Origin of the sequence: Ornithinimicrobium sp. F0845 (assembly GCF_023015765.1) — a bacterium.
Taxonomy (GTDB): domain Bacteria; phylum Actinomycetota; class Actinomycetes; order Actinomycetales; family Dermatophilaceae; genus Ornithinicoccus.
This window is the reverse complement of the sequence record NZ_JALKAL010000002.1, coordinates 1-22158: the sequence shown is the minus strand read 5'-3', so window position 1 is coordinate 22158 and position 22158 is coordinate 1. Positions and strand designations below refer to the sequence as shown.

The 22158-nt window shown below is 70.3% G+C and carries 23 protein-coding genes; 9 read left to right on the top strand and 14 right to left on the bottom strand.

The genetic code is table 11. The annotated features are described in order from the left end of the window. Positions 1–23: 23 nt before the first annotated feature. From MWU75_RS03330 to MWU75_RS03285, 10 genes are all read right to left on the bottom strand, one after another. On the bottom strand, positions 24–1295 hold the full coding sequence (locus MWU75_RS03330; RefSeq protein WP_247088160.1) for a branched-chain amino acid ABC transporter permease: 1272 nt from the start codon (positions 1293–1295) through the stop codon (positions 24–26). Beyond that, positions 1292–2206: a branched-chain amino acid ABC transporter permease gene (locus MWU75_RS03325; protein WP_247088158.1), complete on the bottom strand. Its 915-nt coding sequence runs from the start codon at positions 2204–2206 to the stop codon at positions 1292–1294. The genes MWU75_RS03330 and MWU75_RS03325 overlap by 4 nt, the downstream gene beginning before the upstream one ends. Beyond that, on the bottom strand, positions 2206–4074 hold the full coding sequence (locus MWU75_RS03320) for an AMP-binding protein (RefSeq protein ID WP_247088157.1): 1869 nt from the start codon (positions 4072–4074) through the stop codon (positions 2206–2208). Before MWU75_RS03320 ends, MWU75_RS03325 begins: the two co-directional genes overlap by 1 nt. Then, positions 4071–4877, bottom strand: a complete 807-nt coding sequence (locus MWU75_RS03315; RefSeq protein WP_247088155.1) for an ABC transporter ATP-binding protein — start codon at positions 4875–4877, stop codon at positions 4071–4073. The genes MWU75_RS03320 and MWU75_RS03315 overlap by 4 nt, the downstream gene beginning before the upstream one ends. Then, positions 4874–5656, bottom strand: coding sequence for an ABC transporter ATP-binding protein (locus MWU75_RS03310; protein WP_247088153.1), 783 nt, complete (start codon positions 5654–5656; stop codon positions 4874–4876). Before MWU75_RS03310 ends, MWU75_RS03315 begins: the two co-directional genes overlap by 4 nt. A gap of 118 nt (positions 5657–5774) precedes the next feature. After that, the gene (locus tag MWU75_RS03305) at positions 5775–6176 is read right to left on the bottom strand and encodes a Fur family transcriptional regulator (protein ID WP_247088151.1); all 402 of its coding nucleotides are present in this window, start codon (positions 6174–6176) and stop codon (positions 5775–5777) included. Beyond that, a complete protein-coding gene (locus tag MWU75_RS03300; RefSeq protein ID WP_247088149.1) occupies positions 6173–7192 on the bottom strand; it encodes a metal ABC transporter permease in 1020 nt (339 codons plus the stop codon). The genes MWU75_RS03305 and MWU75_RS03300 overlap by 4 nt, the downstream gene beginning before the upstream one ends. Continuing rightward, positions 7192–8058, bottom strand: a complete 867-nt coding sequence (locus MWU75_RS03295; protein WP_247088148.1) for a metal ABC transporter ATP-binding protein — start codon at positions 8056–8058, stop codon at positions 7192–7194. Before MWU75_RS03295 ends, MWU75_RS03300 begins: the two co-directional genes overlap by 1 nt. Then, positions 8055–9050, bottom strand: a complete 996-nt coding sequence (locus MWU75_RS03290) for a metal ABC transporter substrate-binding protein (RefSeq protein ID WP_247088146.1) — start codon at positions 9048–9050, stop codon at positions 8055–8057. Before MWU75_RS03290 ends, MWU75_RS03295 begins: the two co-directional genes overlap by 4 nt. Positions 9051–9180: 130 nt before the next feature. After that, positions 9181–9504: a DUF6703 family protein gene (locus MWU75_RS03285; RefSeq protein ID WP_247088144.1), complete on the bottom strand. Its 324-nt coding sequence runs from the start codon at positions 9502–9504 to the stop codon at positions 9181–9183. Positions 9505–9543: 39 nt separating this feature from the next. On the opposite strand from MWU75_RS03285, the gene MWU75_RS03280 reads away from it, so the two are divergent. Continuing rightward, positions 9544–10947: a glycine--tRNA ligase gene (locus MWU75_RS03280; RefSeq protein WP_247088143.1), complete on the top strand. Its 1404-nt coding sequence runs from the start codon at positions 9544–9546 to the stop codon at positions 10945–10947. Between the two features lie 54 nt (positions 10948–11001). On the opposite strand, the gene MWU75_RS03275 is transcribed toward MWU75_RS03280, so the two are convergent. Next, the gene (locus tag MWU75_RS03275) at positions 11002–11844 is read right to left on the bottom strand and encodes a GNAT family N-acetyltransferase (RefSeq protein WP_247088142.1); all 843 of its coding nucleotides are present in this window, start codon (positions 11842–11844) and stop codon (positions 11002–11004) included. A gap of 89 nt (positions 11845–11933) precedes the next feature. Between MWU75_RS03275 and MWU75_RS03270 the strand changes: the two genes are divergently transcribed. From MWU75_RS03270 to MWU75_RS03255, 4 genes are all read left to right on the top strand, one after another. Further along, positions 11934–12254: a putative quinol monooxygenase gene (locus MWU75_RS03270; RefSeq protein WP_247088141.1), complete on the top strand. Its 321-nt coding sequence runs from the start codon at positions 11934–11936 to the stop codon at positions 12252–12254. Positions 12255–12440: 186 nt separating this feature from the next. Continuing rightward, a complete protein-coding gene (locus tag MWU75_RS03265; RefSeq protein WP_247088140.1) occupies positions 12441–13571 on the top strand; it encodes an LLM class flavin-dependent oxidoreductase in 1131 nt (376 codons plus the stop codon). Then, a complete protein-coding gene (locus MWU75_RS03260) occupies positions 13571–14239 on the top strand; it encodes an FMN reductase (protein WP_247088139.1) in 669 nt (222 codons plus the stop codon). Before MWU75_RS03265 ends, MWU75_RS03260 begins: the two co-directional genes overlap by 1 nt. A gap of 88 nt (positions 14240–14327) precedes the next feature. Further along, on the top strand, positions 14328–15341 hold the full coding sequence (locus MWU75_RS03255) for an NUDIX domain-containing protein (protein WP_247088138.1): 1014 nt from the start codon (positions 14328–14330) through the stop codon (positions 15339–15341). Between the two features lie 33 nt (positions 15342–15374). On the opposite strand, the gene MWU75_RS03250 is transcribed toward MWU75_RS03255, so the two are convergent. Next, positions 15375–15677, bottom strand: a complete 303-nt coding sequence (locus tag MWU75_RS03250; protein ID WP_247088137.1) for a type II toxin-antitoxin system PemK/MazF family toxin — start codon at positions 15675–15677, stop codon at positions 15375–15377. Continuing rightward, positions 15677–15916 (bottom strand): ribbon-helix-helix domain-containing protein, encoded by a 240-nt coding sequence (locus tag MWU75_RS03245; RefSeq protein WP_281496789.1) that lies wholly within the window; start codon positions 15914–15916, stop codon positions 15677–15679. Before MWU75_RS03245 ends, MWU75_RS03250 begins: the two co-directional genes overlap by 1 nt. Positions 15917–16096: 180 nt before the next feature. Here MWU75_RS03245 and MWU75_RS03240 point away from each other — a divergent pair, with 180 nt between their 5' ends. From MWU75_RS03240 to MWU75_RS03225, 4 genes are all read left to right on the top strand, one after another. Further along, positions 16097–16645: a type 1 glutamine amidotransferase domain-containing protein gene (locus MWU75_RS03240; protein WP_247088136.1), complete on the top strand. Its 549-nt coding sequence runs from the start codon at positions 16097–16099 to the stop codon at positions 16643–16645. Positions 16646–16743: 98 nt separating this feature from the next. Beyond that, complete coding sequence (dusB, locus tag MWU75_RS03235) at positions 16744–17976, top strand: tRNA dihydrouridine synthase DusB (protein ID WP_247088135.1); 1233 nt, start codon at positions 16744–16746, stop codon at positions 17974–17976. 95 nt (positions 17977–18071) lie between these two features. Then, positions 18072–18791: a response regulator transcription factor gene (locus tag MWU75_RS03230; protein WP_247088134.1), complete on the top strand. Its 720-nt coding sequence runs from the start codon at positions 18072–18074 to the stop codon at positions 18789–18791. Positions 18792–18794: 3 nt separating this feature from the next. Next, a complete protein-coding gene (locus tag MWU75_RS03225; RefSeq protein ID WP_247088133.1) occupies positions 18795–21518 on the top strand; it encodes a DUF4153 domain-containing protein in 2724 nt (907 codons plus the stop codon). Between the two features lie 226 nt (positions 21519–21744). On the opposite strand, the gene MWU75_RS03220 is transcribed toward MWU75_RS03225, so the two are convergent. Then, positions 21745–22158 (bottom strand): HNH endonuclease signature motif containing protein (locus tag MWU75_RS03220; RefSeq protein ID WP_247088132.1); only part of this gene is annotated, 414 nt, incomplete at its 5' end.

Below are 22158 nucleotides of genomic sequence, written 5' to 3'. Positions count from 1 at the left end.
TCCTTTGTGCGGGGTTGGGCGGATCAATAGCTGAAGGGCCAGGTTGTGAAGTACGTGCGGATCCGGTGCCACAGGCCGAACAGGCCCCGCGGCTCCAGGATGAGGAAGAGCACGATGAGTGCTCCGAACAGGATCGACTCGAGCTGGAAGATCGTGATCAGGCCACCGCTGCCGGTGGACACGAACGGCAGCCACGGCGCGAGCCACTCCAGCAGCCGCGGCAGCAGCACGACGAAGGCCGCGCCGATGAGGGTGCCGCTGATCGTGGCCACGCCGCCGATGACCACGATCGCCAGGAGGTTGATGGCGAACAGGATGTTCCACTGCTCTGGTGCCACCCGCCCGATCAGGATGGCGTAGAGGCAGCCCGCGACGCCGGCGTAGGCGCTGGAGAGCACGAACGCCAGGGTCTTGGTCCGCAGCAGGTTGACGCCCATGATCTCCGCGGCGATGTCGCGGTCGCGGACCGCCGCGAACGCCCGTCCGGTGCGGCTGCGGGCCAGGTTGCGGGCGGCGACGGCCAGCGCGACGAGCAGGACGAGGCAGAGCAGGTACAGGGAGACGTGCGGCTCGATGAGCAGCGGCCCCACGGCATACGTCTGCTCGAGGTCGTTGCCGAAGAGGACCGGGAGCGCACCGGCACGGCCCACCCCCGACCCACCCGTGACGCTCGCCCACTGCTTGAAGACCTGCTCCCCGAGCATGAGGAGACCGAGCGTGAGCACGGCGAGGTAGAGCCCGCGCACCCGGGTGGCCAGCGGCGCCACGACGAGGCCGACCAGGCCGGGGACCACTGCTGCGAGGACGAGGGCGATCCCGAGGTCGAGCTCCCAGCCGATGACGATGGAGCCCGGCTCACCGGCCACCACGGCTCCGGTGTAGGCGCCGAGGGCCATGAAGAACGGGTGGCCCAGGGAGATCTGCCCGGCGTAGCCGGTCAGCAGGTTGAGCCCGATCCCCGCGATGGCCATCACCATCGCCACCGAGAGCAGGTGGCTCAGGTCGCGGGTGAGCCAGAACGGCAGGACCAGGGCGAGGAGTATGACGGCGAGCGTCCACCACCGCTTCGCCGGGGTGTTCAGCAGCGCGGAGTCCCCGGCATAGCTGGTGTAGAGCCGGGGACGCCCACGAAGGGCGTTGCGATTGACCCTGCCGCGGTCCGGACCGGCCAGCAGCGACCGGGACTGGCCCGTCAGCCGGGAGGTGGCCGAGTCGGTCGTCTCGCGGGCCGGCGTGCCGGGCGTCTCGCGCTCTGGCGTGCCGGGGGTCTCGCGCTCTGGGGTGCTGGTCGTCATACTCGCTGCACCTCCTTGGTGCCGAACAGGCCGTAGGGCCGGATCAGGAGCACCAGGATCATCACCAGGTAGGGCGCGACGTTCTCGAAGTTGGGGCCGAGCCAGGGGGCGTGGACCGGTTGGTAGGTCCGCGCGAGGGCGGAGACGATGCCCATCACCAGCCCGCCGACCAGCGCACCGCGGAGCGAGTCGATCCCGCCGAGGATTAGGGCGGGCAGGGCCACCAGCGCGAAGAGCGCGTCGTTTGCCTGCACGACCGAGCCGTTGGCGGCCAGGAGGATGCCGGCGAGCGCCGCCAGTGCCCCGCCGATGCCCCAGGCCAGCGAGAACATCCGCCCGACGTTGATGCCCTGCGCCAGGGCGGCCTCCTGGTCGAGGGAGGTGGCCCGCATCGCCAGGCCCGTGCGGGACCTGCTGAGCCAGAGCCCGAGCACCGCCAGGACCACGGCCACGACGACGATCTTGCCCGCGTGGTGCTGGTAGAAGGCGACGGTGCACGACCCCTCGCCCTGGACCAGGCACCACTGGTCGAGCTGCCAGGGGTCGTTGATGGTGCGGGCGCGGGCGGCGAACAGCCGGAAGGCCAGGATCAACAACATGATGAACAGGCCGACGGTGACCAGCGCGGTGGAGAACACCGGTCGACCGATCATCGGTCGGATGGCCACCCGCTCGATCCCCATCGAGATGACCGCGACGATCAGCATCGCCAGCGCGACCGCGACCCAGAACGGGAGACCCTGGTCCACGGCCAGCACCGAGGTGAAGAAGGTGCCCAGGATGAGTAGACCCGGCTGGGCGAAGTTGAGGACGCCCGTCGCCCGGAAGATGATCACGAAGCTGACCGCGATGAGTGCGTAGACGGCGCCGTCGCCCAGACCCGCCAGCACCGCGGTGACCAGGTTGCCCATCAGCCGCTCCTGCCCAGGTCGGCGCCGGCGTGCTCGGTGGCGTTGGCGTACATGTCGTCGACCAGGTGGGGGACGGTCGCTGCGAAGGCCGTGCGCTTCAGCTTCTGGGTCGCGGTCAGCTCGCCGTCCTCGTGGTCCAGCTCCTTGTGGAGCATGCGGAACTTGCGCACCGACTCGACCCTGGCGACCTGGGTGTTGACCTGGCGGATCACCCCGGAGATCAGGTCGACGGTCTCGGGCCGGGTGGCGAGGTCCTTGTAGGTGGTGTACTCGATGCGCTCGCGCGAGGCCCAGTCGGCCACCGTGTCGTACTCGATCCCGATGAGTGCGGTGAGGTAGGGGCGCTGGTCCCCGATGACGACCGCCTCGCGGATGTAGGGGGAGGCCTTCATCGCGTTCTCGAGCTCGCTGGGGGAGATGTTCTTGCCTCCGGCGGTGATGATGATGTCCTTGATGCGGTCCACGATCTTGAGGTAGTCCCCGTCCACCCACTCGCCGACGTCGCCGGTGTGCAGCCAGCCGTCGGCGTCCACGACCTCCGCGGTCGCCTCAGGCTTGCCCCAGTAGCCCACGAAGGTGCCCGGGTGCCGGGTCAGCACCTCGTGGGTGCCCTCGGCCAGCACGAGCTCGATGTCGGGCTGGGCCTGGCCCACCGTGCCGAAGCGCACCCGGCCCGGATAGCTGCAGGTCGCGACGGCCGTGTTCTCGGTCATGCCGTAGGCCTCGTGGATGAGCACGCCCATGCTGAGGAAGAACTCCAGCACCTGCGGCGAGATGGGGGCGGCCCCCGAGAGCGCGTGGCGCACCTTGGCCAGGCCCAGGTGCCGGCGCACCTTGCGGTGCACGAGGACCCAGGAGAGGAAGAAGAGGACCCTGGAGAACACGTTGGGGCGTCCGTCCGCCAGCTGCTGCCGGGCCGCCCGGGTGCCGAGCGCGTTGCCGACGGCGAAGACCTGGCGCTTGGCCCAGGAGGCGTTGGCCATCTTGATGGACACCGTCGCCTGGATCTTCTCCCAGATGCGCGGGACGGCGAAGAGCACCGTGGGTTGCACCTCCGCCAGGTCGCTGACGACCGTGTCGATCGACTCGGCGAAGTGGACCAGGCTGCGGTTGCGCACCCCGCCCCACGTGCTGATCGCACGCTCCACGACGTGCGAGAGCGGCAGGTAGGAGACCAGCACGTCGCTCTGCCGCAGGCCCTGGTCACCGAACATGCCGGGCGCCCGGGCGAAGGTCGCGGCACCGAAGTCCACGTTGCGGGCGTTGAGCATGGCCCCCTTCGGCGGGCCGGTCGTCCCCGAGGTGTAGATGACCGTGACGAGGTCCTCCGGGGTGCGGTCCCCGTCGATCCGGGTCAGCACGTCCGGGTCCTGGTCGCGCAGCGCCTGCCCCTTCTCGATGAGCTGGTCGATGGAGAGCAGCCGCTCGTGGGAGTAGTCGGCAAGGCCGCGGCCGTCGACATAGACGACCCACTCGAGGGTGTCGACCTCGTCGATCAGCTCCAGCGCCTTGTCGACCTGCTCCTGGTCCTCGGAGACGAGGACGCGGGCGCCGGAGTCGCTGAGCAGGTAGCGGATCTCGGCGACCGGGTTGGTGGGGTAGAAGCCGACGCTCACGGCACGCAGCATGGTGGCGGCCAGGTCGGCATACAGCCACTCCGGCCGGTTCTCGGACTGGATGGCCACGCGGTCCCCGACGCCGACCCCCAGGGCCGCCAGCCCGAAGGCGATGGCCTCGGTGTTGTGCAGGTAGTCAGCCCAGGTGATGTCCCGCCAGAGCCCGTAGCGCTTCTCCCGGAGCGCGACCGCGTCCGGGGACTCGGCCGCCGCGGCGCGCAGCTGCCGGCTCAGGTGCTGGACCTCGGTCACGACAGCTCCTCCCGGACCGACTCCAGGACGTCGTCGGTGGCACCACCGAGGTAGGCCGCGATGACGGCCGGGTCGCGCTGGACCTCCTGCGGCGTGCCGAGGGCGATGCGCCGCCCGAAGTCGATCACCATCACCCGGTCGGCGAGATCCATCACCAGCCGCATGTCGTGCTCGACCATGATCATCGCCAGCCCGAGCTCGCTGCGGATGTCGAGGATGAACCGGGCCATGTCCTCGGTCTCCTCGGCGTTCATGCCCGCCACCGGCTCGTCGAGCAGCAGCAGCTCCGGCTGCATCGCCAGGGCCCGGCCGAGCTCGATCCGCTTCTTGATGCCGTAGGGGAGGATCCCGACGGGGTGGCGGCGGACAGCAGTGAGGTCGAGGAACTCGATGAGGTACTCGATCTCCAGGCGCGCGGCATACTCCTCCCGGCTGGTGCCCGGCAGCCAGGCCATCGCCTTCCACCAGGGTGCCCTCATCACGTGGTGCCGACCCAGCAGCAGGTTCTCCAGCACGGTCAGGTTGTCGAACAGCTCGATGTTCTGGAAGGTGCGGGCGATGCCGCGGGAGGCGATCCGGTCGGGACGCTGTCCGAGCACGGACTCCTCCCGGAAGGTGATCTCGCCGGCCTGGGGGCGGTAGACACCGGAGATGCAGTTGAAGGTCGAGGTCTTGCCGGCGCCGTTCGGGCCGATGATGGCGAACAGCTCGCCGGGGCGGACCTCGAAGCTGACGTCGTCAAGCGCGACGTTGCCGCCGAACCGGAGGCTGACGCCTTCGGCACGCAGGAGGGGAGCGCTCACGACAGCCACCTCTTGCGGCGCTTGTAGTGCTTCACGTCGCGCAGCGAGGTGCTCTCGGCCCCGATGCCGAGGTAGAACTCCTGGATGTCCTCGTCCGCCCGCAGCTTCTCGGCCGGGGCATCCATCACGGTGATCCCGTTCTCCATGACGTAGCCGTGGTGGGCGATGGACAGGGCCATGGCGGCGTTCTGCTCGATGAGCAGGATGCCCGTGCCGGACTGGTTGATCTCAACGATGAGGTCGCGGATCCGCTCGACCATCTTGGGGGCCAGTCCGAGACTGGGCTCGTCCAGGAGCAGGTAGTCCGGGTCGGACATCATGGCTCGCCCGATGGCCAGCATCTGCTGCTCGCCGCCGGACAGGTAGCCGGCCATCGTGTTCCGGCGGTCGGCGAGCACCGGGAACATGCCGTAGATCCGGTCGAACTTCTCCTGCATACCCCTGGCCCCGGCCGTGTGCCCACCGACCCGGAGGTTCTCCTCGACCGTGAACTCGACGAAGACCCGGCGCCCCTCCATCACCTGGCCGACGCCGGCACGGACCACCGAGGAGGCGCTGCCGGTGTCGAGCGGGCGACCCTCGACCGTGACCTCGCCCCGGGTGATCTTGCCCCGGTGCACGTCGAGCAACCCGGTCATGGCACGCAGCAGGCTGGTCTTGCCGGCGCCGTTGGCGCCCAGGAGAGCCACGATGCGGTCGCGTCCCACGGACAGGCTGGCACCCCGAACAGCGAGCATCACGTCCTCGTAGACCACCTCGAGGTTGTGCACTCCGAGCATCGTTGCTCCCTTGACGGCACCGGCCGCAGGGGTCGGCCGAGGTGTGCTGAATGTAGTGCTCCGAGCAGCCTCTGTGAGGGTGGTGCGAGGACTCGTTACTGAAACGTAATGTCGGCGGTCAGCCTCGTGCGCAGTCGGCGCAGGTGCCGAAGATCTCCAGGGTGTGCGAGACCTGCGTGAAGCCGTGCTTCTCGGCCACCTGGTCGGTCCACCGCTCGACGGCGGAAGGACCCTCGATCTCCACGGCCCGGCCACACTCGCGGCAGACCAGGTGGTGGTGGTGACCGGTGCTGCACATCCGGTAGACGGCCTCACCGTCGTCGGTGCGCAGCACGTCGACCTCGCCGGACTCGGCCATGCCGGTCAGGGTGCGGTAGACCGTCGCGAGCCCGACCGTCTCCCCGGCGGCGCGGAGCCGGGCGTGCAGCTCCTGGGCTGAGCTGAAGTCCTGGCCGTCCGCCAGGGCGGCGGTCACCGCCGCCTGCTGCCGGGTCGGGCGGCGCCGGGTCGGGGAGGTCATCGAGTCACCTGCTCCTGGTCAGCGGGATCACTGCTCCCAGAGTATGTCGTGGGGTCGGCGTGCTCGTCGTAGTGGGCTCCGTGCGGGGCGTGCCGGTGGCCGCCGTGGAGGTAGTCGACGTGGTCACCGTGCGGCACGGCCTCGTGACCGCAGTCCGGTCCGTGCTCGTGCGGGTGCCGCTCGGCGATGCGGTGCCTGCGTGCGGTGAGTGCGGCGATCAGGGCACCGACGGCAGCGACGACCAGGAAGAGGGCGATCGCCAGGAGCACGATCGTGCCGCCGGCGGCGGTGTCGGCGTAGAAGGAGGTGATCACGCCGCCGACCGAGGACAGCACGCCGAACAGCACCGCCCACAGCGTTGCCGAGCGGAAGCTGCGGGCCACCTGCTGGGCCGCGGCGTTGGGCACGATCATCAGGGCGCTGATCAGCAGCAGGCCGACCACCCGCATGGACACCACGACGGTCACGGCGGTGAGCACCGACAGGGTGATGTTGAGGGCCATGACGGGCAGGCCGCTGGCCCGGGCATACTCCTCGTCTCCCGCCGCGAGGAACAGCCGCTGGCGCAGCACGACCGTGACCGCGACGATCACCAGGGACAGCACGGCGAAGACGACCAGGTCGCCGGGCGAGGTGGTGGTGATGGCACCGAACAGATACCCGGTGAGGTTGGAGCTCTGGCTGCCGTCGACCCGGTTGATGATGACCACACCGGCCGCGATGCCGCCGTAGAACATGACGGCCAGGGCGATGTCACCGCTGGTGCGGCCGCGCGCCCGGATCACCTCGACAGCGACCCCGGCGAGGACGGCCGCGATCAGTGCGGTGACGATCGGCTGCCCGTCCATCAGGAGGCCGACGGCCACGCCGGCCAGCGCCACGTGCCCGAGACCGTCCCCGATGAGGGACAGTCGGCGTTGCACGAGGAAGATGCCGACCAGGGGTGCCACGGCACCCACCAGCAGCGCGGCCAGCAGGGCATAACGCATGAAGTCGTAGGTGAGGATCTCCAGCATCAGGGCGTCGCCTCCTCCACAGGTCCGTCCATCGGACCGGCTCCGCTGAGCAGGCCCCCCTCGGACCCGTCCTCGTGGTCGTAGCCGTGGTGGTCATAGCCGTGATGGTCACCGTGCCCCGCGTCAGCGGCGCGCGAGATGGCGGCTCGGTGCTCGGCATACTGCCTCGGGGTGCCGTCGAAGGCGACGTGCCCGGCATCCATCTCGATGATCCGGTCCACGATGCCCCGCAGCGCCGCCAGCTCGTGGGTGACCACCAGCATGGTGACGCCCATCCCGGCGAGCCGGCGCAGCACGGCGGCGAGGACGTCCTGGTTGGCGGCGTCGACCCCGGCCGTCGGCTCGTCCATGATCAGGACCTCGGGGCGGGCGGCCAGGGCGCGGGCGATGAGCACGCGCCGCTGCTGCCCCCCGGAGAGCGTGGCGACGTCGGCGTCGAGCCGGTCGGCCAGCCCGACCGTCTCCGCGGCCCTCACGACCGTCGCGCGGTCCGCGGCCGTGGACCGCCGCCACCAGGGGCGTCCGGCCAGCTGACCGGTGGCGATCACCTCGCGCACCGTGGAGCGCACCGAGGCCGAGAGAGTATGCCGCTGGGGCACGTAGCCGAGCCGGCTGCGGTCGGCGAGGCTCGCCAGGGGAGTGCCGAGCACCTCGACCCGGCCGGCCACGTGGTCGTTCAGCCCGAGCAGGCCGCGCACCAGGGTGGACTTGCCGGAGCCGTTGGGGCCGAGCAGGGCCACCACCTCGCCGGGGGCGATGGTCAGCGTGACGCCCTCGGTGAACGGACGGCCGGCGTAACCGAAGGAGGCGTGGTCGAGCCGCACGGCCGCTGGGTGGGCGGCGCTGGCCGCTGCCGGGCCGGTCACGAGCACACCTGGCCCTGTCGCAGGGCCTCGAGATTGGCGCGCATCACCTGAAAGTAGTCGTTGCCGGCCGACGCGTCCGTCAGTCCCTCGATCGGGTCGAGGACGAGGACCTGCGTGCCGGTCTCGCGGCCGATGACCTCCGCGAGGTCGCCGCCGAGGGTGCTCTGGGCGTAGATCGCGGGGACGGCGAGAGCCTCGACCTCGCGGGTGATCTCGGCCATCCGGGCCGGCGAGGCCTCGGCCTCGGGAGTGATGCCGGTGATGCCGACCTGGTGCAGGCCGTAGCGGTCGGCCAGGTAGCCGAACGCCTCGTGGGTGGTCACCATGGTGTCGTGCTCGCAGGATGCGAGACCCTCGCGGAACTCGGCGTCGAGCTCGTCCAGGTCCTGGCTGAAGGCCTCGGCGTTGGCGAGGTAGTCCTCCGCGTTGACCGGGTCGATGGCGGCCAGCTCCTCGGCGATGGCGGCGCCGGCGGCGGCGTAGCGCTCGGGGTCCAGCCAGAAGTGTGGGTCCAGCGGGCCGTGGTCGTGCCCGTCGTGGTCGTGGCCCTCGTGGTCGTGCCCCTCGTGGTCGTGCCCGTCGTGATCCTCGTGGTCGTGGTCCCCGTGGTCCTCGTGGTCGTCGCCTGTCTCCGCCAGCGCCACGACCGACGTCACGTCGAGACTGCGGTCCGGTGCCTGCTCGGCGACGGCGGCGTCAACCGCCGCCTGCATGCCCGCGGAGAAGATCACCAGGTCGGCGTCCTGGACCGCGCCGACCTGCCGCGGGCTCAGCTCGAGGTCGTGGGCGTCAGTGCCCGGCGAGGTCAGCGTCTCGACCGTCACGCCCGGGACATCACCGACGACGCGCTCCGCGGCATACTCCAGGGGGTAGAAGCCGGTCACCACGGACAGGCGACCGTCGTCTCCTGCGCTCGCGCCGTCGCTGCCGCACGCGGTCAGCAACAGTGCGGTCGCCAGCGCGCCGCTCACGGCGAGGGTCGGTCGGGTCATGACAATGATTCTCACTTGCGATGAGAATCATTGTCAAGTCTGCCCGCAGTCCAGCGACAGAACCGCGCAGTCCAGCGGCAAAACCACTACGAAAATTGCTCACGGACCGCAAAACCGCTACGAAAATTGGTCAGGGCGAGACGAACTGGGTCACGACGATCGCGAGCAGCAGCACCAGGACCGCGATGCGCATCATCCGCAGCGACGGGGTCAGGTGGGGCCAGCTCAGGTAGAGCAGCCAGAGCAGGGCGAGCAGTGCGACGCCGACCAGGACCGCCCCTACGACGCCACCGAGGAAGGCCCCCACGAGGATGAGCGCGGCCATGACGAGCATGGGCAGCCAGGTGGGGAGCTTGGCCAGCTGGCGGAGCGTCGGCAGGCTCGCTCGCTCGATCGCCGCGCGGGCGCCGGTCGAGTGGTAGTGGGGGTCGGCGGAGTGGATCGGGTTGGACACGGTCCGAGCCTAACCGGCGGACCGCCTAAACTCGGCGCCATGGCACCCACCTCTACCGTCGATACCGTCGTCAGTCTCTGCAAGCGCCGCGGGTTCGTCTTCCCGTGCGGCGAGATCTATGGCGGCACCCGGTCGGCCTGGGACTACGGGCCGCTCGGCGTGGCGCTGAAGGACAACATCAAGCGGCAGTGGTGGCGCTCGGTCGTGCAGACCCGTGACGACGTGGTGGGCCTGGACTCCTCGGTGATCCTGCCCACCCAGACCTGGGTGGCCTCCGGCCACGTCGGGGCGTTCTCCGACCCGCTCACCGAGTGCCAGTCCTGCCACAAGCGCTTCCGTGCCGACCACCTGCAGGAGGCCGTGGCCGACAAGGCGGCGAAGAAGGGTCAGGAGGTCAACCCCGACGACGTCGACCTGGCTGACGTCAACTGCCCCAACTGTGGCACCAAGGGTGCCTGGACCACGCCGCGCGAGTTCAACATGATGCTCAAGACCTACCTGGGCGTCATCGAGGACGAGACCGGCCTGCACTACCTCCGCCCGGAGACGGCCCAGGGCATCTTCATCAACTTCGCCAACGTGATGGGCGCCGCCCGCAAGAAGCCGCCGTTCGGCATCGCTCAGACGGGCAAGAGCTTCCGCAACGAGATCACCCCGGGCAACTTCATCTTCCGCACCCGCGAGTTCGAGCAGATGGAGATGGAGTTCTTCGTCGAGCCCTCCACCGCCAGGGAGTGGCACCAGTACTGGATCGACGAGCGCACCAACTGGTATGTCGACCTCGGCATCAAGCGGGACAACCTGCGGCACTACGAGCACCCGCAGGAGAAGCTCTCGCACTACTCCGAGCGCACCGTCGACATCGAGTACCGCTTCAACTTCGCCGGCTCCGAGTGGGGCGAGCTGGAGGGCATCGCCAACCGCACCGACTTCGACCTCAAGACCCACAGCGAGCACTCGGGGGCGGACCTGACCTACTTCGACCAGACCACGGGCGAGCGCTACACCCCCTACGTCATCGAGCCGGCGGCCGGCCTGGGCCGCTCGCTGATGACCTTCCTGGTCGACGCCTACTCCGAGGACGAGGCGCCCAACACCAAGGGGGGCGTGGACAAGCGCACCGTGCTGCGCCTGGACCCGCGCCTGTCCCCGATCAAGGCGGCGGTGCTGCCGCTGTCCCGCAACGCCGACCTGACGCCGAAGGCCCGGGACCTGGCCGCCCAGCTGCGCAGGAACTGGATGGTCGACTTCGACGACGCCGGAGCGATCGGCCGCCGCTACCGCCGCCAGGACGAGATCGGCACCCCGTTCTGCCTCACCGTCGACTTCGACACACTGGAGGACGACGCGGTGACCGTCCGGGAGCGGGACTCGATGAGCCAGGAGCGGGTCTCCCTGGACAAGGTCGAGGGCTACCTGGCGCAGCGACTGGTGGGCTGCTGAGCCCAGGGCCGGGGCGACGGCTCAGGAACGGCCGGGCGAACTGGGCGGCTCCGGTCAGCCGAGCTCGAAGGTCGTGATGCCGTAGGTGCGCGACAGCGGAAGCTCCGGGGCCGGCCCGCGATACATCCGGGCCGTCTCGAAGACGGGTGAGAGGCAGTATGTCGTGGCGAGGTTCGTCGCGGCAGCGTTGGGTTCGGGGCAGTCCAGGAAGACCTCGCCCGGTGCCCGGGCCGCCAGGGAGCGGAAGAGCAGGTCGGCTCCCTCGTCGGTGTCGGCGAACAGGGGCCCGATCTTCGCGCCCTGACGGCAGGTCCGCACGACGCCGTAGCCCCGGACCTCTCCGTCCTCCACGAGCACGAGCGCACGACGCCGTTCCGGCGTCAGCCAGCCACGCACGAAGGAGGAGCGGTCCGCGGGGAAGAACCCCGCGTCATACTGCAGCACGGCCTCGACGAGCTCCGCGGTGAGATCTCGCAGTCGGCCGTCCTGCGGCGCGGGGACGCGCACCGCACCGCCGAACCGGATGTTGCGGTGCGCCAGGACGAAGCCGGACCTGCGGTAGTTGGGCTGCTGGTCGACCACCCCGTCGAGGCCGACGATCCGCCCGCGCAGGCGCTCCATGCCGGCCCGCCAGAGCGCCAGGCCGTGCCCCTGGCCACGGTGCTGGGGGGTGACGATGTAGAACCCCAGGAAGCCGAAGGCGGGCGGGTAGCCGACGACGGAGATGCAGCCGATGGGTTCACCGTCGATGCGCCCGACCAGGAAGCCCTCCGGGTCGGCGGCGAAGAAGGCGCCGGCGTCGTCCAGGCCAGGGTTCCAGCCCTCCGCCGCCGCCCACTCGACCATGGTATCCAGGTCGTCGCGCGTGGCGGTCGAGATCGCCAGTGAGGTGGTCATGGCGAATCCTAGCGCCGGACCGCGCGCGCACCGCGGTGCAGGGGCGGCTTGGATGGTGGCAGGACCGATTCCCGACCGAGAGGACCGTCATGTACTTCATCGTCGTCAAGTTCCCCGTCAAGCCGGAGTTTGCCGAGCAGTGGCCGGAGCTCGTCCGTGCCTACACCGAGGCGACCGAGGCCGAGCCTGGCAACAAGTGGTTCGAGTGGTCGCGCAGCCTCAAGGACCCCAACGAGTACGTCCTCGTCGAGGCCTTCGACGACGACGGCGCCGGCCCGCACGTGCAGTCCGAGCACTTCGCCCAGATGCAGCGGGACTTCCCGCAGTACCTCACAGCGACGCCCAAGATCGTCTCGCGGCAGGTCGAGGGTGACGGCTGGGACGAGATGGGCGAGCTGAAGATCGACTGACGAGGAGCCCGGGCCGGCGTGCGACCAGGCGCGCGGCTGGCCCGGCATGAACGCCACGAGCAGGTTGCGCCCGAGCGCAGGACCGTGCCAGGACCGGGGAATGGATCGAGGCCGCCCTCCGTTATGAAGGTTGAGCATTCAATCAATTCGCCGGCACAGGGTCGGTTCAGCGGAAGGAACGCAGTCATGCAGTTCGGGATCTTCAGCGTCAGTGACATCACGACCGACCCGACGACGGGCCGCGCCCCCACCGAGGGGCAGCGGATCCAGGACCTGGTCAGGATCGCGCTCAAGACCGAGGAGGTCGGGCTCGACGTCTTCGCGACCGGCGAGCACCACAACCCGCCGTTCTTCGCCTCCTCGCCGACGACCTTCCTGGGCTACATCGCCGCGCAGACCACGACCCTGCAGCTCTCGACCGCGACCACGCTGATCACCACCAACGACCCGGTGAAGATCGCCGAGGACTACGCGATGCTGCAGCACCTGTCCGGTGGCCGCGTCGACCTGATGATGGGCCGCGGCAATACCGGCCCGGTCTACCCCTGGTTCGGGCAGGACATTCGCAACGGCATCGCGCTCGCGGTGGAGAACTACCACCTGCTGCGCCGCCTGTGGCGCGAGGACGTCGTGGACTGGGAGGGCAAGTTCCGCACCCCGCTGCAGGGCTTCACCTCCACGCCGCGTCCGCTGGACGGCGTCCCGCCGTTCGTCTGGCACGGCTCGATCCGGTCCCCGGAGATCGCCGAGCAGGCCGCCTACTACGGCGACGGCTTCTTCCACAACAACATCTTCTGGACGATGGACCACACGGCACGGATGGTGGACCTCTACCGCCGCCGCTACGAGCACTACGGCCACGGCCGCGCCGACCAGGCGATCGTCGGCCTCGGCGGCCAGGTGTTCATGGCCAAGAACAGCCAGGAGGCCGTGAAGCAGTTCCGCCCCTACTTCGACGTCGCGCCCGTCTACGGTCACGGACCGAGCCTGGAGGAGTTCACCCGGGCCACGCCGCTGACCGTGGGCAGCCCCCAGCAGGTCATCGAGCGCACCCTCGGCTTCGCCGACGCGGTCGGCGACTACCAGCGCCAGATGTTCCTCATGGACCACGCCGGCCTGCCGGTGGAGACGGTGCTGGAGCAGATCGAGATCCTCGGGTCCGAGGTCGTGCCGGTGCTCCGCAAGGAGTTCGAGGCCCGTCGCCCGGCTGACGTCCCGTCCGACCCGCCCACCCACACCAGCCTCATCGAGGCCGGCGACGACCACGCCAACGCCGCGATGGGCCCGCGCGGCCGCGTCGAGGCAGGGAGCAACTGATGGCTCGCAAGCTCGTCGTCATCTCGGCCGGACTGAGTGTGCCGTCCTCCACCCGCATCCTCGCCGACCGCATCAGCGGTGCCGTGCAGCGAGAGGTCACCGCCCGGGGCGAGAGTCTCGAGGTGGAGGTCGTCGAGCTGCGCGGCCTGGCCCGGGAGATCGCCGACCATCTGGTCTCCGGCATGCCACCGTCGGCCCTGCGGCAGGCGCTCAGCGCCGTCTCGTCCGCCGACGCCGTGGTCGCGGTCACCCCGGTCTTCACTACTTCCTACTCCGGTCTGTTCAAGTCCTTCATCGACCTGCTTGACCCGGATGTGCTGACCGGCAAGCCGGTATTGATCGCGGCGACCGCGGGCACCCCGCGCCACTCGCTGGTGCTGGACCACGCCCTGCGGCCGCTGTTCACCTACTTGCGCGCCGTCGTGGTGCCCACCGGCGTCTTCGCGGCGACCGAGGACTTCGGTTCCAACGGCGGCCGCGACGGCGAGGACGGCCTGGATCGCCGCATCGCCCGGGCGGCTAGCGAGTTGGGTGCACTGCTGGTGTCGACCTCCGGGTCGGTCCCCGGCTTCACCGCCCCCGCGGTCGACGAGGTGGGCAAGGTCGACCGCATCTCGGAGGACTCCCTGACGCCCTTCGAGCAGCTCCTGGGCAACCAGTTGCGCTGACCGAGCTCGCAGGCAGGGGTCGCACGACCGTGTTGTGGCACGCGGGGGTCGCCTGACACAGTCGCTCGCTCTCACCTACGGTTGGTCGGTGGACTTCGACACGAGGGTCGGCTGCTATGCGTGGATCGAGCGGGACGAACACGTCCTGCTGGTGCACTGGGGTGGCTACACCCGCGCCGACGGGCGGCACATCCGGCCGTGCTGGATGCTCCCCGGCGGGGGACTTGAACCGCACGAGACGTGCGAGCAGGCTGCGGTCCGCGAGGTGGCGGAGGAGAGCGGGTACGCCGTGCGTCTTACCGGGTTTCTCGGCACCGGCACGACGATGATCGCGACGCCAGACCGGGCCAGGGACACGGACCGGCCGATGATGCTGGTGCAGCTGGTCTACTCCGCCGAGGTCGCGGACGGTGACCTGCGTCCCGAGACGGACGGTTCGACCGACGATGTCCGCTGGGTGCCCCTCGCCGACCTGGCGACCCTGCCCTGCGCGAGCCTGGTCGGGGTCGCCCTCGACCTGCAGGACCGGCACCGGGAGGGCCCGGTCGTCGACGACGCCCCGGTGGACGAGGACGCGGTCGGCCGCATCGTGGCCGCCGCTCGGAGCGCGAGCACCGGGGGCTCCACGACGGTCGTCGCCATCGACGGACCCAGCGGGTCGGGGAAGACGACGCTCGCCGAGGCCGTCGCGCACGACCTGAGCTGCCCGGTCCTGCACATGGACGACTTCTGCCCCGGGTGGGACGGCCTCGCCGCCGCGGTCGACCTGGTGACCGACCAGGTGCTGGAGCCGCTGAGCCGAGGCGAGCACACGACATACCGGGTCTGGGACTGGTCCCGCGGGGACTGGGGGAGGACCGCCACGCTCCCGGCGACCGACCTGCTGGTGCTCGAGGGGTGCGGCAGCAGCGTGGGGCGCGCGGGGGAGTATGCCGCGCTGCGGGTCTGGGTCGACGCCGACGAGCAGGTGCGTCACCAGCGGGGCATCGAGCGCGACGGGGAAACCTTCGCCCCGCACTGGGACCGGTGGGCCGCCCAGGAGCGTGTGCTGTTCGGGGCCGACCGGACGCCCGAGCGCGCCGACGTGAGGGTGCGGACGTAGGACGGCTCTGCCGACGGGGCTGGGGGTGCAGGGTCACCATTCCAGACCGAAGGCATGGAAGACGGCAGCGGCCAGTGCGGGCTCCTGATCCTCGCGTAGGGAGCCGATCTGTGGGCCGAGATCGTCGACCGAAATCGTGTAGATCGTGTCGAGGTTGACGACGGACTCGTGGTCCAGACCGTTGGCAGGGCCGACAGGGAGCTCGACCGAGAGGCCCCGGCGCGCGGAGGTGATCGCGGCGATGGTGACTGACGTCCGCGCCTGACGCACCTCGGCCCGGGTGAGGACGAGCGCTGGCCGGACCTTGTCGAGTCGCACCGCGTGGATCGGTCGCATCAGCCGAGGCCGGGGAAGCTGCGACGGGTCTGCATCCATGCGTTGAGCGCATCCAGGTCGGGATCGGAGTCGCTGGTGCGATAGATCTCGGCATCACGTTCATAGAGACGGCGGCGGAGCTCTCGCTCGAGCGCGGACTCGACGATCTCGGCCCGGCTGCGGGCAGCGCCTGACCGGACGAGCTCGTCGATACGCGCGACGAGCTCGTCGTTGAGTCGAAGAGAGACCTGGGTCGACATGCCGTCCAGTGTAACCCGACGTGGGTGACAGTCTGGGTGACGCTATCGCGAAAGACTTGGCCGCCGCCCCCGTTCGGTCCACCCTCCGCGCGACGAGACGTTGGCATTGGGAGTGCTCGTCCGGCACATCCGACCTATGGTGGGAGGTGACCCAGCAACCCCGAACCAGAAGGAGAGATCATGGCTGCGCTCGACGGCAAGAAGGTCGCGTTCCTGCTCACGAACGGCTTCGAGGACAGTGAGTTGACCTCGCCGTGGGACGCGGTGACGCAGGCGGGCGCCGAGGCCGTCCTGGTGTCGCCCGAGTCCGGCGCGTTGACCGGCAAGAAGGGACACGAGGCGAGCGTCGACCAGCAGGTGGCGGACGCCGACGCTGGCCAGTTCGACGCCCTCATGCTTCCGGGCGGAGTCGTCAACGGCGACAAGCTGCGGATGGACGACGATGCGGTCGCCTTCACGAGGGCGTTCTTCGAGGCCGGCAAGCCGGTCGGTGTGATCTGCCACGGCGGCTGGATCCTCACCGACGCGGACGTGGTCCGCGGACGCACGCTCACGTCATACCCCAGTCTGAAGACGGACCTGCGCAACGCCGGTGCCGAGTGGGTGGACGAGGAGGTCGTGGTCGACCAGGGCCTGGTCAGCAGCCGGACCCCGGACGATCTGCCGGCTTTCAACGCCAAGCTGGTTGAGGAGATCGGCGAGGGCCGGCACGAGCGCCAGACCGCCTGACCCGACCCACGCGAGACGCCCCGGTGCCCTCCCGGCGCCGGGGCGTTGCCGCGCGGATTCAGGTCAGCCACGGCATCGGTGGGAGAATCAGTGCCGACATGAGTGCCACCTCGACCACGACGCTGCCCGAGACCGCTGCCCCCGAGCCGGGGCGGCGCGTGCTGCCGCCCCTGCAGATCGGGCGCCACACCATCGACTCGCCGGTGGTCCTGGCGCCGATGGCCGGGATCACCAACCGGGCGTTCCGTCGGCTCTGCCGCGAGGCAGGCGCCGCGGGCCAGCCGGCCAGCGGGGCGACCTCCCTCTACGTCAGCGAGATGATCACCTCCCGGGCCCTCGTGGAGCGGACCCCGGTCTCGATGAAGCTCATCGAGCACGACCCGGAGGAGGCGCCGCGCTCCATCCAGCTCTACGGCGTGGATCCGGCCACCGTCGGCCGCGCCGTCGACATGCTGGTCTCCGAGGACCGCACCGACCACATCGACCTCAACTTCGGCTGCCCGGTCCCCAAGGTCACGCGCAAGGGCGGCGGTGCGGCCCTGCCGTGGAAGACCGAGCTGTTCCGTGGGGTCGTCTCCGCCGCGGTGCGCGCCGCCGCGCCGTATGACGTGCCCGTCACCGTGAAGATGCGGGTCGGGATCGACGCGGACCACATCACCTATCTCGAGGCCGGGAGGATCGCCGAGGGCGAGGGTGCCGCGGCCGTCGCGCTGCACGCCCGCACCGCGAGCCAGGCCTACTCCGGCCAGGCCGACTGGTCCCGGATCGCCGAGCTCAAGCGCACGGTCACCTCCGTCCCGGTGCTGGGCAATGGCGACATCTGGTCGGCGGAGGACGCTCTCCGGATGGTCGAGGAGACCGGCTGCGACGGTGTCGTCGTCGGTCGCGGGTGCCTCGGGCGACCGTGGCTGTTCGCCGACCTGGCAGCAGCCTTCGCGGGATCCGACCTGCGGATCACCCCGACCCTCGGCGAGGTCGGTGCCACCCTGCGCCGGCACGCTGAGTATCTCGTCGACTTCCACCAGGACGAGGGCAAGGGCTGCCGCGACATCCGCAAGCACATCGCCTGGTACTTCAAGGGCTTCCCGGTCGGGGGCGCCTTCCGCAACAAGCTGGCCCTGGTCGACTCCCTGGCTGCGCTGGACGACCTGATCGGTGGGCTCGACGGCAGTATGCCGTGGCCCGGTGACGCCGCCGAGGGCCAGCGGGGCCGGGCCGGGTCCTCGCGCGTCGTGGCGCTGCCCGACGGGTGGCTGCAGTCGCAGGATCTCAACCAGGCGCAGCGCGAGGCCGTGGCGCGGGCAGAGGGCACCGTCACCGACGGCGGCTGACGCCCTGCCCGGATGAGGTGGCCCGGTGGAATCTTCACAAGTCCCTCACAGGTCGCACCCCCTGGCGACAGGTCCCAGATCCTAGGCTCGATCCCATGACCGACACGTCCGCGCGGGAGCGGCTCGACCCTCCCGCTTCGAAGCACACGTTGCTCGTCGTCGAGGACGACCCGACGATCAACCAGGCGCTCTCGGACCGCCTGGTGGCCGAGGGCTTCGCGGTCGTCCGTGCCTTCGATGGGCCCGGGGCTGTCGCGGCCTTCACCGAGCACCGCCCGGACCTGGTGCTGCTCGACGTCATGCTCCCCGGCTATGACGGGCTGGAGGTCTGCCGCCGGATCCAGGCGGAGCGGCCAGTCCCGGTCATGATGCTGACCGCGCGGGTCGAGGAGACCGACGTCCTGGTCGGCCTGGGGGTCGGCGCGGACGACTACGTCACCAAGCCGTTCCGGATGCGTGAGGTGGTGGCCCGCGTGCAGGCACTGCTGCGCCGGGTGGAGCGAGCCGCCGAGCTCGCGAACACTCCGGAGGCGCTGTTGACGGTCGGCGACCTGCACCTGGACCGCGGTGCGCGTCGGGTGCGGATCGGCGCCGACGAGGTGCACCTGACGCCGCTGGAGTTCGACCTGCTGGCGGCGCTCGCCGTCGAGCCCGGCGCCGTGCAGACGCGTGAGGACCTCATGTCTGGGGTGTGGGGCTGGGCCGACGCCCGCGGCACCCGCACCCTGGACAGCCACGTCAAGTCGCTGCGCGCCAAGATCGGTGCCGAGCGGGTCCGCACGGTGCATGGCGTCGGCTACGCGCTGGAGGCATGAGGGATGGCAGACGCTGATCAGGTCCCGCGGCCGGACCGCAACTCCCTCGCGACAGACAGCACTTTGCCGTCTACTGACCGCAACTCACTCGCGGCGGATCGCCCGCTCGACCCGGTGGGCTCCATCAAGGTCAAGATCGGGCTGCTGGTCGCCCTGAGCATCCTCGCTGCTGCCCTTGTGCTCCAGGTGGGAAACAGGTCCGGGGTGCCCGCGTGGCTGACCCTGCCGGTCACCGTCGCCGCAGCGCTGGGCGTCACCCAGTGGCTGGCTCGTGGCATGACCGCCCCGCTGCGCGAGATGACCACCGCCGCCGGCAGTATGGCGCGCGGCGACTACCGCGCCCGCGTCACCGCCACGTCGGCCGACGAGGTCGGCCAGCTGGGTCGCGCCTTCAACACCATGGCGCAGGACCTCGCCACTGCCGACCAGCAGCGGCGCCAGCTCGTGGCGACCGTCTCGCACGAGCTGCGCACGCCGCTGGCCGGCCAGCGCGCCCTGCTCGAGAACCTCGTCGACGGGGTCGTGACCCCGGACGACGCGACCCTGCAGGCCGCGCTCACCCAGTCCGAGCGCCTCAGCGGTCTGGTCGAGGACCTGCTGGATGTCAGCCGGGTCGACGGGGGAGCGGTGCCCCTCCAGCTGGAGGAGGTCACCGTGGCCGACCTCCTGCGCCGCGCCGTTGAGGAGTCCGAGGTCGGTGGACGTCCGGTCCGCTACGAGATCTCGGTGGTGCCACCGGAGCTGGAGGTCCGGGCCGACGAGGCGCGCCTGCACCAGGTAGTGGCCAACCTGCTCGACAACGCCTCCCGCCACAGCCCGGTCGACGGAGTCATCAGGGTGCACGCTGCCGCCCTGCTCGATGAGGGTAGGTGGTCCCTGGAGGTGGCCGACCAGGGTCCGGGCATCCCGCCGGACCGCGCCGAGTCGCTGTTCGCCCGGTTCGGCACGGGTGACTCCACCGGCGGTGGCACCGGACTCGGCCTGGCCATCGCCCGCTGGGTGTGCGAGCTCCACGGCGGCACGATCACCGCTGTCCCGACCGCTGAGCGTGAGATCCGTGGCCCGGAGGGTTCGGTTGGCGCCCGCATCCGGGTCGTCCTGCCGACGGACCCCCAGCCGCACACGACCATCCACACCACTCCTCAGGAGGCCTCCGTGTCCACCGCCACCCCACCGCCGTCCACGCGTGACGTGGCTGCCACCGAGTCTCGTTTAACGACGCAACCCGGGTCGACCACCACCACGGTGGACGCGTCGACGACGTCGGTGATCGCCTCGATGTTCGGGAGCTTCTGGCCGGAGAGGGCCACCCTGCGCACGGCTCCCGCTGCGCTGTTCGGCTCACTCGCCATCGGCCTGCTCGGGGCGCTGATCCTGCCCGACCGCATGTTCGGCCTCGGGACTTTCCTCGTGCTCGTGGCCGCTGGTGCACTGGTCCTCCGGCTGTCGGTCCACCGCTCGCGGACGTGGACGATCGTCTGCGCCGTGCTGTGCTTCTGCCTCGGCGCACTGGTCGTGCTGCGCGCCGCCGAATGGGTGGCCGTGCTGGCGGTGATGGCGGCCGGTGTGCTGGTCGCCACGGCGCTCACCGACGCCCGTCGTCCGCTGGCCATGATCGCCGGCGGCGCGTCTTGGGTGCTGAGCGGACTGCGCGGCCTGCCGCTCCTCGGGCGCACGCTCACCGCGACGAGCCGCCACACCGTGCTGTGGCCGGTGCTCAGGACCACGGCCCTCTCGCTGGTGCTGCTCGTCGTCTTCGTCGGGCTCTTCGCCTCGGGTGACGCGCTCTTCGGGACCTGGGTGAGCGACATACTGCCCGACATCCGGATCGCCGACACCCTGGTCCTGCGCGCTTTCACCTGGTTCGTGGTCGGTGGCATCGTGCTGGCGGCGTGCTACCTGGCACTCAACCCCCCGCGCGTCGAGATGGTCTCGCTCGGGCAGGCGCGGCCGGTCGCCCGCGCATGGGAATGGCAGGTGCCGGTCGGGGTGGTCATCGCGGTCTTCGCCGCATTCCTGATCGCCCAGGCGACGGCGATGTGGGGCGGACACGAGTACCTGCAGCAGACCACCGGCCTGACGTATGCCGAGTACGTCCACCAGGGCTTCGGCCAGCTGGTCGTCGCGACCCTGCTCACCCTCGTGACCATCGCCGTCGCCGTACGTAAGGCGCCGCGCGAGGCCCCTGGTCAGCGGCGGGTGCTGCGGCTCCTGCTGGGCACGCTCTGTCTGCTGACGCTCGTCGTGGTCGGCTCGGCGCTCTACCGGATGTCCCTCTATCAGGAGGCCTACGGCTACACCGTCCTCCGGGTGCTCGTCGACGCCTTCGAGCTCTGGCTCGGCCTGCTCGTCGTGCTGGTGATGGTCGCGGGCATCCGGCTCTCCGGCACGTGGCTGCCACGGGCGGCCCTGGCCTCCGGCGCGGTCTTCCTGCTCGTGCTCGGCATCGCGAACCCCGAGGGCTGGGTGGCACAGCGCAACATCGAGCGCTACTACGAGACCGGCAAGATCGACCTGGACTATCTGGCGTCACTGGGTCCCGATGCGACTCCCGCGATCGTCGACGGCCTTGCCGGGTGTGTGCTCGTGCCGGTGACCGAGGAGGAGCGGGACACCGACTGGCTCGAGTGGAATCTCGGGAGGGCACGAGCGTCCGCCTTGCTGCCGCTCGAGGGGGATCGTCACCTCGACGGACCGCAGTGCCCGCCCGACACCATCCTGGAGTGACGGGCTGAGGAGGGGATACCAGCCCGGACTGAAGAGGCGCTCCACCAGCGGTGGCATCACCCACCTGCGTGAGGACGACTTCGTCCACAACCGGCAGGTCATGACGCTGAATGCTGTCGACCACCTGCGCTGAACGCCCCACCCGGCCGGGAGTCAGGAGCCATAGACCCGCACGTGCCTGTGACCCCGCTGCCGTGTGGTGGTGGCGGGGTCGGGGGCGTGGTGGTTAGGTGTCGTCCAGGGGTGTGGTGGGGTCGGTGGGTGCGTGCCAGATCACCTGGGTGGGGGTGACGGTGGCGGTGTAGCCGTAGCGGTGGACGATGACGTGGTGTCTCCGGCAGAGTGCGGCGGCGTTGGACAGGTCTGTCGCGCCGCCGAAGATCCAGTGGATGACGTGGTGGATGTCGGTCCACCCCGCGGGAGCGGAGCACCCTGGGAAGGAGCATCCCTTGTCTCGTAGCAGGACGGCCTTGCGTTGCGCGGGGGTGAACAATCGCCGGGTGGCGCCCACGTCCAGGGCCTCGGAGGGCCCGCCGAGGACGATCGGGATGATCTGCGCGTCGCAGGCCAGCCGGCGGATGGTCCCGGCCGACAGGTGCTGCCCGGTGCCGGTCCGCCCACCGCCGGGAACCTTCCCGGC

Bases quoted from the DNA above. Each gene is read 5' to 3' on its own strand.
- MWU75_RS03330 (WP_247088160.1), bottom strand. From the start codon at position 1,295: ATGACGACCAGCACCCCAGAGCGCGAGACCCCCGGCACGCCAGAGCGC.
- MWU75_RS03325 (WP_247088158.1), bottom strand. From the start codon at position 2,206: ATGGGCAACCTGGTCACCGCGGTGCTGGCGGGTCTGGGCGACGGCGCC.
- MWU75_RS03310 (WP_247088153.1), bottom strand. From the start codon at position 5,656: ATGCTCGGAGTGCACAACCTCGAGGTGGTCTACGAGGACGTGATGCTC.
- MWU75_RS03305 (WP_247088151.1), bottom strand. From the start codon at position 6,176: ATGACCTCCCCGACCCGGCGCCGCCCGACCCGGCAGCAGGCGGCGGTG.
- MWU75_RS03300 (WP_247088149.1), bottom strand. From the start codon at position 7,192: ATGCTGGAGATCCTCACCTACGACTTCATGCGTTATGCCCTGCTGGCC.
- MWU75_RS03290 (WP_247088146.1), bottom strand. From the start codon at position 9,050: ATGACCCGACCGACCCTCGCCGTGAGCGGCGCGCTGGCGACCGCACTG.
- MWU75_RS03280 (WP_247088143.1), top strand. From the start codon at position 9,544: ATGGCACCCACCTCTACCGTCGATACCGTCGTCAGTCTCTGCAAGCGC.
- MWU75_RS03275 (WP_247088142.1), bottom strand. From the start codon at position 11,844: ATGACCACCTCACTGGCGATCTCGACCGCCACGCGCGACGACCTGGAT.
- MWU75_RS03270 (WP_247088141.1), top strand. From the start codon at position 11,934: ATGTACTTCATCGTCGTCAAGTTCCCCGTCAAGCCGGAGTTTGCCGAG.
- MWU75_RS03265 (WP_247088140.1), top strand. From the start codon at position 12,441: ATGCAGTTCGGGATCTTCAGCGTCAGTGACATCACGACCGACCCGACG.
- MWU75_RS03260 (WP_247088139.1), top strand. From the start codon at position 13,571: ATGGCTCGCAAGCTCGTCGTCATCTCGGCCGGACTGAGTGTGCCGTCC.
- MWU75_RS03250 (WP_247088137.1), bottom strand. From the start codon at position 15,677: ATGCGACCGATCCACGCGGTGCGACTCGACAAGGTCCGGCCAGCGCTC.
- MWU75_RS03245 (WP_281496789.1), bottom strand. From the start codon at position 15,916: ATGTCGACCCAGGTCTCTCTTCGACTCAACGACGAGCTCGTCGCGCGT.
- MWU75_RS03240 (WP_247088136.1), top strand. From the start codon at position 16,097: ATGGCTGCGCTCGACGGCAAGAAGGTCGCGTTCCTGCTCACGAACGGC.
- dusB (WP_247088135.1), top strand. From the start codon at position 16,744: ATGAGTGCCACCTCGACCACGACGCTGCCCGAGACCGCTGCCCCCGAG.
- MWU75_RS03230 (WP_247088134.1), top strand. From the start codon at position 18,072: ATGACCGACACGTCCGCGCGGGAGCGGCTCGACCCTCCCGCTTCGAAG.
- MWU75_RS03225 (WP_247088133.1), top strand. From the start codon at position 18,795: ATGGCAGACGCTGATCAGGTCCCGCGGCCGGACCGCAACTCCCTCGCG.